The 13,365-nt window shown below is 55.0% G+C and carries 8 protein-coding genes; 2 read left to right on the top strand and 6 right to left on the bottom strand.

The window, feature by feature from the left end; translation table 11 throughout:
• Positions 1-606 precede the first annotated feature (606 nt).
• On the top strand, positions 607-1,518 hold the full coding sequence (locus Fuma_RS30585) for a hypothetical protein (RefSeq protein WP_077027461.1): 912 nt from the start codon (positions 607-609) through the stop codon (positions 1,516-1,518).
• 1,994 nt (positions 1,519-3,512) lie between these two features.
• Positions 3,513-5,102: a hypothetical protein gene (locus Fuma_RS35020; RefSeq protein WP_145944471.1), complete on the top strand. Its 1,590-nt coding sequence runs from the start codon at positions 3,513-3,515 to the stop codon at positions 5,100-5,102.
• A gap of 35 nt (positions 5,103-5,137) precedes the next feature.
• On the opposite strand, the gene Fuma_RS30575 is transcribed toward Fuma_RS35020, so the two are convergent.
• The 6 genes from Fuma_RS30575 to Fuma_RS30545 all read right to left on the bottom strand — a co-directional run bounded on the left by Fuma_RS30575 (position 5,138) and on the right by Fuma_RS30545 (position 13,261).
• Positions 5,138-5,824 (bottom strand): ABC transporter ATP-binding protein, encoded by a 687-nt coding sequence (locus Fuma_RS30575; RefSeq protein ID WP_077027459.1) that lies wholly within the window; start codon positions 5,822-5,824, stop codon positions 5,138-5,140.
• An 86-nt stretch (positions 5,825-5,910) separates the two neighbouring features.
• Positions 5,911-7,140: an ABC transporter permease gene (locus Fuma_RS30570; protein WP_077027458.1), complete on the bottom strand. Its 1,230-nt coding sequence runs from the start codon at positions 7,138-7,140 to the stop codon at positions 5,911-5,913.
• A gap of 489 nt (positions 7,141-7,629) precedes the next feature.
• Positions 7,630-8,418, bottom strand: coding sequence for a hypothetical protein (locus Fuma_RS30560; RefSeq protein WP_077027456.1), 789 nt, complete (start codon positions 8,416-8,418; stop codon positions 7,630-7,632).
• 134 nt (positions 8,419-8,552) lie between these two features.
• Positions 8,553-9,119 (bottom strand): hypothetical protein, encoded by a 567-nt coding sequence (locus Fuma_RS30555; protein WP_077027455.1) that lies wholly within the window; start codon positions 9,117-9,119, stop codon positions 8,553-8,555.
• Positions 9,120-9,233: 114 nt separating this feature from the next.
• On the bottom strand, positions 9,234-9,971 hold the full coding sequence (locus Fuma_RS30550; RefSeq protein ID WP_099091836.1) for a hypothetical protein: 738 nt from the start codon (positions 9,969-9,971) through the stop codon (positions 9,234-9,236).
• 56 nt (positions 9,972-10,027) lie between these two features.
• Positions 10,028-13,261, bottom strand: coding sequence for an efflux RND transporter permease subunit (locus tag Fuma_RS30545; RefSeq protein WP_077027454.1), 3,234 nt, complete (start codon positions 13,259-13,261; stop codon positions 10,028-10,030).
• Between the last annotated feature and the right edge of the window lie 104 nt (positions 13,262-13,365).

Below are 13,365 nucleotides of genomic sequence, written 5' to 3'. Positions count from 1 at the left end.
CGAGTTCGGCAGCGGAATACGCCTTCAATGGATTGACACGATGAACCATGCGAGCGCCCAATGAATTGCCATCGGCCAGTCCCACAAGGTACGCAGCCAGCACGACAGCAGCAGCATGCGTCGTGTGTCCGAACAGCAACCCGATCTGACGAGCCCACGAGATTTCCAGAATCGAAGCCGTAGCCCGGACACGAGAAGAACGCGTAGCACCAGCCAATGACCGTATTCGAATTTTCGGTCTTCCGGATGTCCGACTCAGATGTCACGAATTCTTCGCATTTGGCGGTGTCGGAGGCGAAACAGCGATGGAGAAGTGACCCATTCCGTACACTGACGCGGTCGTGTGATGGGATGTCATTTTGACGACAGAGCATATCGCGTGGATGACGGTTTGAATCTGCGACTTTCCCATGACCTGCCGTTTAGTCAAGGAATTTTTGACCGAAAGCGAATTCTGGCCAACTGGCACAAGGTGTGCATTCTTCGCAGACTATCAAACTGCCACTACGCTGCAGTAAACTGAAACACGAGGAACGTTGCGGAGCGGCGGGCCATTATCTCACCACACGGAAGTCATCTCTCTCCATAGACGGAAGGAAGCTCACAATGAACGTTTCTCGCATCGCGTTTGCGGCACTGGCAGGACTGCTGCTGACCGCAACTTCGCAGGACGCCTCAGCCCAGATACGCCGCTACAGCAATCAAGTCGGGCGGATCATCAACGGCGTTCAGCACAACAACCACAACAACCACAACAACCACCAGCAGCACCACAGTGGCCACAACAACCATATTATTCACAACGGCCATAGCTCGCACCAGAACCACTACACGCCTGGCTATCACATCGATCACCACAACCATGTGATCAAAGACTCACACGGCCACGTGATCGGCAACTATCATCACGATGTCGTTCATCAGAATTCGACCTACATCGTGCCACATCATGGAAATCACCACGACACGTACCATGTCCACAACGGCCAGTATTTTTATACTCCACAGACGGCATCGATTAGCGGACGCCATGTCGTGAGCAAGCCCGTGGCGGTTCAGTACGGCAGCTTCTCACACGTCGACGATCTTGCCAGTCGTCTGGAAGAACTGACCAACGAATTCCTGCTGGACCTGCATTACAACTATTCGCACAATCACGGATTCCGTGAAACCTATGCGGAAGGCTACCAGTTGATGCAGGTGGCGAAGTTCATTCATGATGCCGAACACGCTCACGACCGAGCCGCCATTCGCTCAAAACTTGGCGGAATGGACGCACTGTTCCATCACCTTCAGGAAGACGTTCGAGGCTGGTCGCGACATCACCACCGTCAGATCGGTCAGCTTGGCATCCTGTCGAAAATGGACATGATCGAATCCGCTCTGCACCACCTGATGAACGACGTCGGAGTACAGCAGGCTCCACCTCCCGGCTCCATCACCGGCGGTCAGGCTCCACCGCCCGGCGGAATCGGAGCACCCCTGACAACAGCTCCACCTCCGCCAAGCCTGCCTTAACCTCGCCGTGTTCGGCGGTGGAATAGAGCAAACGCTCCGAATAGAAATCGCGACTCCCGCTGGTCGTTGAAACTGGCGTAGACGTTAAACAACCAAAGCAAAACAAACGGCCTGCCATTGTGCAGGCCGTTTCTATTTGTCATCGTGCGAAGTGTCTATAATTGACAGAATTTCGTGCCGAATGGACGATCCATTGATTGTCACATCCTTCATCGATATCCATTTCCACGTCCATGAATCGCGACCCGCTATACGACAAGATCATTGAACGACTCCCGCTGGTGACAGATCATCTGTTATTTGAGCAGTGCGTTTGCAGTCTCCTGAGAGCACATTGGCCGAATCTAATTCCTGCAACTGGCGGCGACGATGCGGGCGTCGATGGACAATGGTCAAACGAATCTGGACGAGGGATTCTATGCTTTACGACTGAAGAGAACGTGCTTCGAAATGTCACGAAGAGCCTGAAGAAACACACTGCCGAAGGACAAGGAAAGAAACAGGTGCTCGTCGCGACCAGTCGGCATCTCACACCGCGGAAGTGCCGCAATATTGAAAAACGCGTTGTTGAACTCGGCTACACGCTGGCATTTGCGCCCTATACCCGCGACGCCATAGCTGAACTGTTGTTGCATAACAGCCGTTGGCTAAAGCTACTGCTTGGAATCTCAGGGAAGCCAGCGGCATTATCGTGCCGCCCGCGATCTTTGCGACCTCGCATATGTTCAACCGCGATCGGTCGCGATCGTGAATTCGATTGGTTGGTGCAGTCGTCCGGTGATCGACTTCTCGTAGGCCAGCCGGGAATAGGCAAGACGTTCGTGCTACAGAGATTTGTGGACGAAGGACTCGGACTGTTTCTGACGAGTACAGACGAGGGGGAAATCGCGAATGCGATTCGCGATCAGCAACCTTCAAGCATCGTCATTGAAGATGCTCATGGTAGGCTCGATACGATTGAGTTCTTACTCCACTACCGCGACCAGTTTGACTGTGATTTCACAGTTGTTGCAGACTGTTGGCCGGGGAGTGCAGAAAAGGTGGCTCAGTCATTGGGCCTACGTGACTCCTGTGTGCGATCGCTTCAACCGCTCTCCGATCAGCAGATAGTGGAGTTGGTAAAAGAATGTGGAATTTCCGGGCCTAACGAATTCTTTCACGTCGTCGTCCAGCAGGCGATGGGTTATCCCGGTAGGGCGGTCATGCTGGCAGCAGCGTGCATTGGTGGCACAAGATCTGACTTTGAGAATGTCTGGACCGGCGAATCCCTCGCTGCATGGTTGAGGCCAAGGCTGACCGCTCTGATCGATGACGACGCAGTCCAAATCCTGGCATGCTTCGCCGTTGGCGGACAATGTGGGGTGACCATGGAATTAGTCGCGGAGGTTCTTGGATATCCCGTTGGAAGAGTAATGCAGATTGCGAATGACCTATCGCTTGGAGGTGTCATTTACGATCTGGGAAATGGGACTGTTTCTGTTGTCCCGAGATCGTTGAGGCCTATTCTGGTCCGGGACTACTTCTTTAGCAGCCCTGCACGAATTCCGCTGGAGTCATTTCTGAATCAGTCACAAAGTGCCGCAAGCGTAGTTCAATCAGTGATTGCCGCTGAATGTCGCGGGGCAAAATTATCAGCCAACAAGTTGGCTGAGCTTGTTCAGACCGTAGATGACATTTCAACATGGAAGGCTTATGCGTACTCGTGTGAGTCTCACGCTGAGTTCCTTTTAGAGCATAGACCGGACCTTGTGCGGGACATTGCTTTTGAACTTCTCAGAAGTGCTCCGCGTAAGACAATCCCATTTCTCCTGAGAGCATCCGAAGGTGACGATCGCCCGTTGAATGCAGCCTCAGATCATCCGTTGCGACTGATCGGCGACTGGTCAAAGTCAGGATTGCCAGGGACCGGTGCGGCTGTAACACGAAGGCGAATTGTATGGAACGCAGCTGAAGATTCCCTGGAAGAAGGCACGTCAATCGATCTTGTGCTTCAATTGGTTCCGATCATCGCCTCCCCGATGTTTGAAGATACTCAAAATGATCCGGGGAACCACATGCAGCTCACTCTCCGGCATGGCGTTATGACCGCCGATGAACTACCGGAAATCGATCAGCTATGGGACGAAATCCTGGTCAGATTGAGTGGCGTGGAGTTTCATAACTGGAATGCCATTTTGCAGGCGCTGCACAGTTGGTTGTTCCCGAACTTCGGTGCAAGTGCAGCATCAGACGAACACCGCAAAGTCTTGGATGATAGCGCACGCAGGATACTCCCAGAGTTCGCTAAGCTCGGGGCTGAGTGTCCGGGCGTCCTGACGACGCTCAGCCGGCTCGCTGATTCCTATAACTTTCCGCTACATTGTGATATTGATCCGACGTTCTCAGTTTTATTCCCGGGACGCCCACGCGGCACGACAGACGAAAAAATTGACCTCCAGCTTGAGCTCCAAAATGATGCCATCGAGTTGGCGCGATCATGGTCAGAACAACCACCTGCTGACGTTATCGCGAGCATTCAACAGTGCATCGATCAGTCAAAGCTGATGAAAGATCCATGGCCCGATCATTGCCGCGTTTGCTGCGAGGAAATCTCAAAGCTTGTGGACCGGCAGTATCCTTGGATAGAAGCCATCATTACTCAAAATGCGCGTGCCGACCTACTACGGCCGTTTCTGATGGAAGCCGCGGAAAGCAAGGAAGTCGGCTGGGAGGCACGGCTCAAACAGTGTTTGGATGACGACACGCATCTTTGGTGTGCCGTCGAAGTTGCGCTGATCCACGTATCGGCTGATTCTGAACTCGGAAAATCGGCAATCGAGAAGTGCGGAAGCGTACCGGAGTTGGTCGAAAACCTGACGCTGAGACACCGTCTGTCAACCGAGACCATTCACGCGTTCCTGACACATAGCTCTAAAGACGTTGTTCAAAATGCTCTCACGGGGCTTTGGTACTGTCGTAAAATTCGACCGATTCCCTCCGAACTGCTACCGGTCTGGCGCACGGCCATCGTTCTTCATTGCGATGACGCATCTCACTTAGAAGAAATCTTCAAATCAGACACCTCGCTGCAGCGACAATGGATTCGCCACTGGTCTTCCGCCTCGAATCCCAATGGGACGTACTTTCCTGAGCGAGTGTTCCGCCATGCTGTTGCTGGTGTTGGTTCGAGAGATCGGATTGAACTGTTGAAAGAAGTGGCAGCTGATTCATGCTATGGGCGGCGACTCGTTTCACTGCTCGTGGGCAGGTCCACCGAAGCGTACGAATCACTTCTCTCAGACTCGCGATTGAAGAATCTACACGAGGTGCCACTATTTCGAAGCCCAGACAAGACATGGGAGGCTATTGTTCCAATAGCGCGGAGACATGGTGTTTCTTCGGAGAGAATTGTTCACAATTCAAGAAACTCTTCCGTGGAAATGGAACAGGTGCCGCAAAAGTATGAGCGAGAAATCGAAACGTGGCAGTTACTGACTGAGCATCCAAATCTCGACGTGCGAAAATGTGCAGCGATCGGTAAAGAACACGCGGAAGCCGATCTCAAATCGTGGCTTGATGAAGAAGAGCGAGAGCGATTCCGGTGAATTGATCGGTAAAGCACCTCATTAAAGATGGAAACTCACGCCGCCCTCGCCTTTAAAGGCGCATTGTCAACATTGCCATCAATCAACCTCAGCGACCGCTCCGCATAATCCGCCGCGAACTGATCATGGGTCACCATAATGATGCAGCGGCCTTCGGTGTGGAAGTCAGACAGCAGGTTCATGACCTGTTCCCGGGAATCGGGGTCGAGGTTGCCGGTGGGTTCGTCGGCGAGGATGACGTGGGGATCGTTGGCCAGTGTTCGTGCAAGGGCGACTCTCTGTTGCTGGCCCTGGCTGAGTTCGGACGGCAAGTGATGCAGACGATCGGACAGGCCGACTCGATCGAGAAGCTCGGCGGCTCGGGTTTCCTGCGTTGATGCCGATTCACCAGCGAGACTCAACGGCACCTGCACGTTTTCAATGGCCGACAGCCATGGCACCAGATTGAACGACTGAAAGACGAAGCCGAGGCTCTTCAGTCGCAGCTTCGTGCGATCCGTCAGCGTCATGTCGTACAGCGATTCGCCACGGAACAGGACTTCTCCGGCAGTTGGAGCCATCATGCCGCCCAGTAGCGACAGCATGGTTGTCTTGCCGCTGCCGCTGGGACCGACCAGTGCGATGAATTCGTTGTCGCCGATGGTCAGTGACGTATCGTTCAATGCGTTGACCGTTTGGCCGCGGCGTTCGTAAGTTTTTGTGACGTTTTTAAGTTCAAACATTTCGAAAATCCATTTTCAAGGGTTGAGTGTCAGTTGATTAGCGATGTGTGTCGCAGAAGCAGTCAGACAAATCCGAATCTCAGCTTTTAACCTTCCGCAAAACACAGGCACGGATCGAGTCGTGCCGCTCGACGCGCTGGAAGGTAGCTGGCGGCCACGGCAATGACGGTTGCTGTGGCGATACCGACACCGCACAGATACGGCAGCGGTAGAACGCTCACGCCGACAAGCTGCGGGCCAATGGCCATCGCCAGAATGGTGCCCGCAACGAATCCAAGTCCTCCGCCGGCGACTCCCAGAATCGTGGCCTTGCCCAGAAACATGCGTGTGACGTAGCCGGGCGTCGCTCCCAGGGCCATCAGCGTTCCGATCTCACGACGGCGTTCGGCCACGTTGGCGTACATCACGCTGGCAATGCTGGCTCCGGCAACGAGCAGCAGAATGCCGAAGAAGACCCACGACAAACGCGACATCAAACCATTCACGGCTATCTGAGCTTCCACGACCTGGGCAATCGTGACAACTCGCGTATTGGGCAGTTCCTTCGTCAAGTCCGTGATCAGGCTACCGGCTGCGTCTTCGCAGCAGGCCATGATTTCGATGACGTTCACAACCGGACCGGAATCACTGAGCCGCTGCACGCTATGCAGGTGAGCAAACAATCGGCTGTCGTCGACGGTACCTGTGGGAGGAAGTACGGTCAGCACGTGAAAGTTCTCACCGAACAACGGAAGTTCGTCACCAACACCGGCCCCCAGTTGAGCAGCGATGTCCGAGCCCAGAATCAGTTCGTCCTTGCCCAGATCCTGCACCGTTCGCTGCGTCGCCAGGGCTGTCGGGTCGCTTTCTCCGCTGGTGTCGGTGACGGGTTTCTTGCAGCAACCTCGATCGGTACCAACTGGATTGGCCAGGAAGCTCATTCCTTGCCAGGCCGTCTTCGTTTCGAACTCCGATCGCGGCAGAATGCCAGTCAGCGTGACGGGGATGGAATCGACTTCCGCTGCGACACACAGTTTCGGAGCGAGGTTTTCAACGCCCGCCATGCGAGCCAGTGCCAGTTGCGTGACGTATTCTTCGGGAATGGTCTGCCCGTGCATATCGGCGGCATAGTAATCCTGCAGTGACACCGAAGTGGGCAGCACCAGCACGTTGGCTCCCAGCGACTGCATGTCACCGGCGATTTTTTCTTCCGAGAACACGGTAATGCTTTGAATGGCCACCAGTGCGGTGACTCCCAAAGCGACGGCGGCGAGACTGGTGATCAGCGGTGTGGGCCGCTGCCAGAGTTCTTTCCAGATCAGATTGCGAAGTTTCATTTGGATTCCTTTCCAAGGGCATGGCCCTTGACGCAGTTTGCGTGGTGAGTGGTTTGACGTGGCACGTCGATCCGCCGAGCGACACAGTCGCTTGGAAGTTGCTTCCGTTGGTCGCTTGAATTGAGATGCAGGCAACTTGCGTGCATCAGGTCGTTTGTTTCAGAACAATGAAAAGGTGGTGCAGCACTCGCGAGGACAGAAGGTGCGAGCGCTGCACCGCGATGAGCAACGACGGTCGCTCACCGCATTCGCCATGATTTCCACGGTTCTTCGATTGTTTCGCCGGGAAAGGTTTCGATGCCTTATCCCGAACTTCTGGAGAACACAGCGCGACACCCGGACGACGGCGGAAAGGCGAAATCCGTCGTGTATCGGATGCCACGCTGCTTCAGTTTTCAGAAACAGCGGCAGGGTGCCATGACGCGGGCAGGACGACACATCCCACCCGACACCGTGATGCACAGTACGTGGCAAGATCGCTTGTTTGCATTAACGGCGAGTCGTCGGTTTTGTCGCCGTTGCCGGTTTTCCGTGCTTGCAGTTCGGGTCGTCGCAACATTGACCGGCGGCGGCCAGCTTTGTCATCAGAACGGTTGGCGTCACCTTGTCATTGAACGTTCCCAGCAGGACTCCGGGAGGAGCCATGAACGCCGTCACTGTGGTTCGAGTATCCGGACGAACTTTTAATTGCTGCAGAAACTCTGATTCCGCCGGATCGCCCGCCTGGAGGCTCACCAGATGAGTCCGGTTGACATTCAGTTTGGCGGCCTTGAACTGTTGCACGCCGATGGGCACGTCCCTGCTGCCAGTCGGCTGCACGCACAGCAGCACCAGTTTCTTGTCCTGCAGGGCTCGCATGCAGCGAGTTTGAGCCGGAGTCACAATGGCGGCGTCAACCTGAGCTGCGGTCAGTTTCTGAGCGAACACGCCGGTGATGGCACCGTTGGGTGCAACCGCCATCACAGCGGGCATCGGTGTTCGACTGGCATCGAACTGGTCGACGACGGGTCGTTCCTGTGGGTCAGTGATATTGACGGGAACAAACGCTGCATTGTTGCGAGCAGCCAGTTCTCCGTTCAGTACCTTGTACATCGCCTGTGTGGTGGCGTCGTTGTCTCGATAGAACAGAATGAACGCGAACTTGTTCTGCTTTGCGGCTTCTGCCAGCGAACTTTGCCCGGACGATTGAGCATACGTTGCTGCCGGTGCGGAAAGACATGCGGTGGCGATCGCCAGAGCGAGCAGTGTGGCAGTGCCACGTCGATTGGTAAGAGTCATTGCGGGAACTCCATTTCCTGAAATGCGGGTTGAGAATTGATCTTGTTAAGGAATAGCCCGGCATGCCGCCGCATCCAATCGGCGACACACCCGGCTTGAACGGCAACTACGCAGTTGCCGCAGTTCGGTGTCAGTTACTTGTCTTCATGCTTGTGGTCGTCGTGCCCGTGATCGTGGCCTTCATGGTCGTGGCTGTGCGTAATCTCACCGCGATATGACTTGCCGTTGATCTTGACGACCATTCGCGGGTTGGTGCCTTCTTCGTCGAGGTGTTCCATCAGTTCTTTGTCGTCAGACACGAACCGTGATGACTTGCCCGCTTCATCACCTTCATCCGGTTTGGCGGTCAGAGTAAACTGTTCTGGCTTGCCATCGTGAGAGACGTTGATGGTCAGTTCTGTGGCATCGATGGCCACCTGTTTTGTGGCGGAACCGTCCAGAATGTAGATTTCCAGTGCGTCGGCATCTTCGTTGTGCACGACTTCTCCGTGATATTCTTCGTTGCCCAGCTCGACCAGGTCGCCGTGATGCGGACCTTCAGACGGGTGATTGTGACCGGCGTGATCGTCCATCGTCGGCGGTGGTAGATCGCTGACAGGCGCGCCGCTGTCTCCGGTTGGTTCAGCCGCGTCCTGACATCCCGCCAGCGTAAAAACTGCGACTGTCATCAATGGCAGCCATGTGATTTTATTGAGTTTCATCGTGAGAACTTTCTGTTGTGAATAATGAGTTCAGGGTTAAGGGACTGAAGTCCAAAGTCCCACGAGAGTCAGTGCGTTCTGCTCTCGTACAGGACTCTGGCCTCTCGTCTGTTCTTAATGTACGTGCTGAGTTCGAAAGCCTGTTCGCTTCAACCAGTCTTCCCAGCCGGCAGCGACTTTGTGTGATGCCAGTTCGACGTGCATTGGTCGTGGACAGCGGAAGATGACATCGTCGTGGTCACCGTGAGGTCGCGTCTGCACGTCGCAGCCGAGTCCTTTCAAAATGGCGGCCAGTTCTTCGGCTTCACGCTGATCACGGGAATGCGTCGTCTTCCAATCGAACAGAGAGTACGTCAGGATTTCTTCTGACGCGTGACCGTGGTCGTGTCCGTCGCCATGAAAGTGGCCGTCCGCCAGGCCGTGTTGGTGTCCAGCATGAGAATCCCCGGTGGCTCCGTGATCGTGGCCAGCATGATCATGACCTGCATGGTCGTGATCTTCGCCGTGAGCGTGCAGAGTTTCGAAGCCGGACTTCTTCATCCAGTCTTCCCATTGATGAGCCGTTTTTTCGTCGGCCAGCGTCAAGGCCTTCCATGTCGTCAGGCGATACATGACATCCTGATGATCGCCGTGATTGTCCAGTTTGGCTTCACAGCCCAGCTTCTTGACGGCATCCAGATGCAGTTGTGCCTTGCGAGCATCGTCAAAGTGAATAGTCTTCGTTTCTTTCAGTCGATAGGCGATCGATGGTGGATTGCCGACGGGCGTTCGTTGAGCAAACACCTGCGTGCTGCCGATGCCCAGGCCAAGTGCAAATTGAGCCACAAGAATTGATTTCAGAATCGTTTTCATTTCAGGTCTCCTTTGAGAAAAAATGTCTTTCGCGACGTCCACTTCGCCAAAAGAGGTTAGGTACTTGTCATCTCTACAATCGTTGTAGATTCGGGTGTGTCTGTTTTGCGTACGACGTGCTCGTGCGACTCTTCTTCCATCTCGATTTGTTCGCCCGATGCCTCAATCACTCGTTGTGCTTCTTTCATGCCAAACAGCAGAAACAACGCCGGGTGAACAAAGAAATCCAGCAGTGTGGAACTGATCAATCCGCCGAGAATGACGGTGGCGACCGGGTAGAGAATCTCTTTGCCCGGTTCACCGGATGCCAGCACCAATGGAACGAGTCCAATACCGGAAGTCAGAGCTGTCATCAGCACGGGAGCCAGTCGTTCCAGGCCCGCTCGCACGATCATTTCCTTATTCCAGCTTTCGCCTTCGTACTTGACCAGGTGCAGGTAGTGATTCAGCAGCAGTATTCCGTTGCGTGACGCGATGCCGCCCAGCGAAATAAAGCCGACCATCGCGGCCACGGTGAGTGTCTGCCCCGTGACAACCAGAGCAATCACAGAACCGATGAACGCCATCGGAAGAGCAGCCATGACCTGCAGTGAAAGATTGACCGAACGGAACATCGTGAACAGCACCATGAAGACGCCAAACATCGACACCACAAACAGCCCGGCGATCACTCGCGTGGCCGACTGCTGACTTTCGAATTGTCCACCGAATTCAACGAAGTAGCCGTCATCCATCGTGGCAATGACTGGTGCGACCACTTTCTGAATGTCTTCCACCACGTCCACCACTCCACGTTCGCTGACGTTGCATTGCAGAATGATTCGCCGCCGCACACTTTCACGATTGATGGTGTTTGGTCCACCGGATTCGTAGATGTTCGCAACCGCTTCCAGCGGCACTTTGCCACCATCCGGCAGGTCGATCGTGAGACGCTTCAGCTTCTGGACGTCTTCGCGATAGTCCTCGTCCAGCCGCACCATCAGGTCGAACGTTCGTTGCCCCAGCAATACTTCGGAAACAACGTCGCCGTTCATCGCGGTGGAGATGAATTCATTTACATCGGCTGCCGTCATGCCGTACAGCAGCAATTTGTCGCGATCGAGTTCAATGCGCATCTGAGGAATAATGACCTGCGGTTCGACCATCAGGTCGGTGACGCCGTCAACGCCTTTGATGGCAGCTTCCATCTCACCCGCCTTGCGCCGCAACACGTCAAGATCGTCGCCGTAGATCTTGATGCCGATCTGAGCTTTAACACCAGACAGCATGTGCGAAATCAGGTGAGCGATTGGTTGTTCGACAGCAGTGACGATGCCGGGAATCTCCGCCATTGCTTCGCGGATTTCCGTGAGCTGTTCTTCACGACTGCGAGGCGAATCCGGATTCAGTTCCAGCACGTATTCGCTCATGTTCACGCCTTCTGCGTGCTCATCCAGTTCCGCTCGACCAGTTCGGCGGACAAAGCGATCCACGTCGTCGAGCTCCAGCAGTCGCTGTTCGACCGTCTTGTTGATTTCGTTGGATGTTGCCAATGAGGTTCCCGGCGGCAGCACAACGTTGAGCTGCATCGAACCTTCATTGAATGGCGGCAGAAAGTCGCGATCCAGATTGACGACAAACAACCCGGCCAGAGCGACGGCCAGCACCGTGAACGTGAGATTGAATCGAGGAAACGCCAGGCTGAAACGGATGACGCGATCGCCAACCCACTTCAAACCACGCAGAAAGAAGCCGTCTTTCTCATGATCCATCAGCTTCGACCGGCCCAGCATCCAGTAGCACAGCACTGGCGTGACCGTCAGCGACACCACCAGCGATGACAGGATGGAAACGATGTAGGCCACTCCCAATGGAGCAAACAGCCGACCTTCCATGCCCGACAGAGCGAACAATGGGATGAAAACCAGAATGACGATAATCGTGCCGAAGACGATTGAGTTCCGAATTTCGCAACTTGCCTGGTAAACAATCACCAGCGGATGTTTGGGGACTTTCGCCTGCCGATTTTCCCTGAGCCGCCGGAAGATGTTTTCCACGTCAACGATGGCGTCGTCGACAAGCTCGCCAATGGCCACGGCCAGCCCGCCCAATGTCATCGTGTTGATCGAGAAACCGAATATCGAAAACACCACGGCCGTCATCACCAGCGACAGCGGAATCGCGGTCAACGTGATGAACGTCGTGCGGAAATTCAGCAGGAACAGAAACAGGATCACGACGACCAAAATCCCGCCATCACGCAGAGCTTCGACGACGTTGGCGATCGCTCGGTCGATGAACGACTTCTGCGAGTACACTGGGACGATGTTGATGTCGTCCGGCATCGTTTGCTTCAGGTCTTCGACGGCTTCCAGAATCGCTTCCGTAATGTGACGTGTGTCGGCTCCGGGCTGCTTGTTGATGGTCAACACAACGGACGCCCCGCCCGACAACGTGCCGTCTTCCTTGCGAATGAAGGCAGAACTGTCGCCTCGCTTCACCTGCGGACCTTCCACGACACGGGCAATCTGAGCCAACGCGATCGGCCGACCATCACGGACGCCCACAACAACTTTCTGCAGATCTTCAATATCCTGAATCCGCCCGAGTGCTCGCACCAGAAGTTCATTCGGCCCCTGTTCGTCCAGATAGCCGCCGGTTGCGTTTTCGTTACTGCCGACGACGGCCTGTTTCACTTCGTGCAGGGTGACTCCGTAGCGGATCATTTCGTCCGGATCGACCAGCACCTGAAACTGCTTGCGTCCGCCTCCCATCGTGAAGACCTGCGATACGCCGGGAATCGTCAGAATCCGCTGGCGAACCACCCAGTCGGCCGTTGTCCGTAATTCGATCGGGTCGACCGTTTCGTCTTCACTCCACATCGCCAGCATCAGGATCTGGCCCATGATCGACGAAATTGGCGCCAGCGTCGGCTTCACTCCCGGCGGCATTCGATCCTGCACCAGTTGCAGTCGTTCCATTACGATTTGGCGGTCGGTGTAGATGTCGGTGCCCCAGTCGAATTCGACGTAGACCACCGAGATCCCAATCCCAGACGAACTGCGAACCGCCTGCACGCCATTTGCACCGTTCATCGCCGTTTCCAGCGGAAACGTGATCAGTGTTTCGACTTCTTCAGGAGCCAGCCCGGGAGCTTCCGTCATGATGACGACGCGGGGCCGGTTGAGGTCCGGAAAGACATCGATGTCCATCTGCATGGCCCGCCACGAACCATATCCCAGCAGGAAGATGGCAGCCGCGATGGTCAGCAGTCGCTGTCTGAGAGCGAATTTGATGATGGCGTTTAACATTGTTGGCCCTTCCAGGGCGTCTCCGAATTTCGATACATGTCTTGCCTCGCGGGATCACTCTTCATCAATGAAGGGCTTATCGCCGCGGGCACATCCGAGTGGAT

It is taken from the genome of Fuerstiella marisgermanici, assembly GCF_001983935.1.
GTDB classification, from domain to species: Bacteria; Planctomycetota; Planctomycetia; order Planctomycetales; family Planctomycetaceae; genus Fuerstiella; species Fuerstiella marisgermanici.
This window is presented reverse-complemented; position numbering and strand designations above follow the sequence as displayed.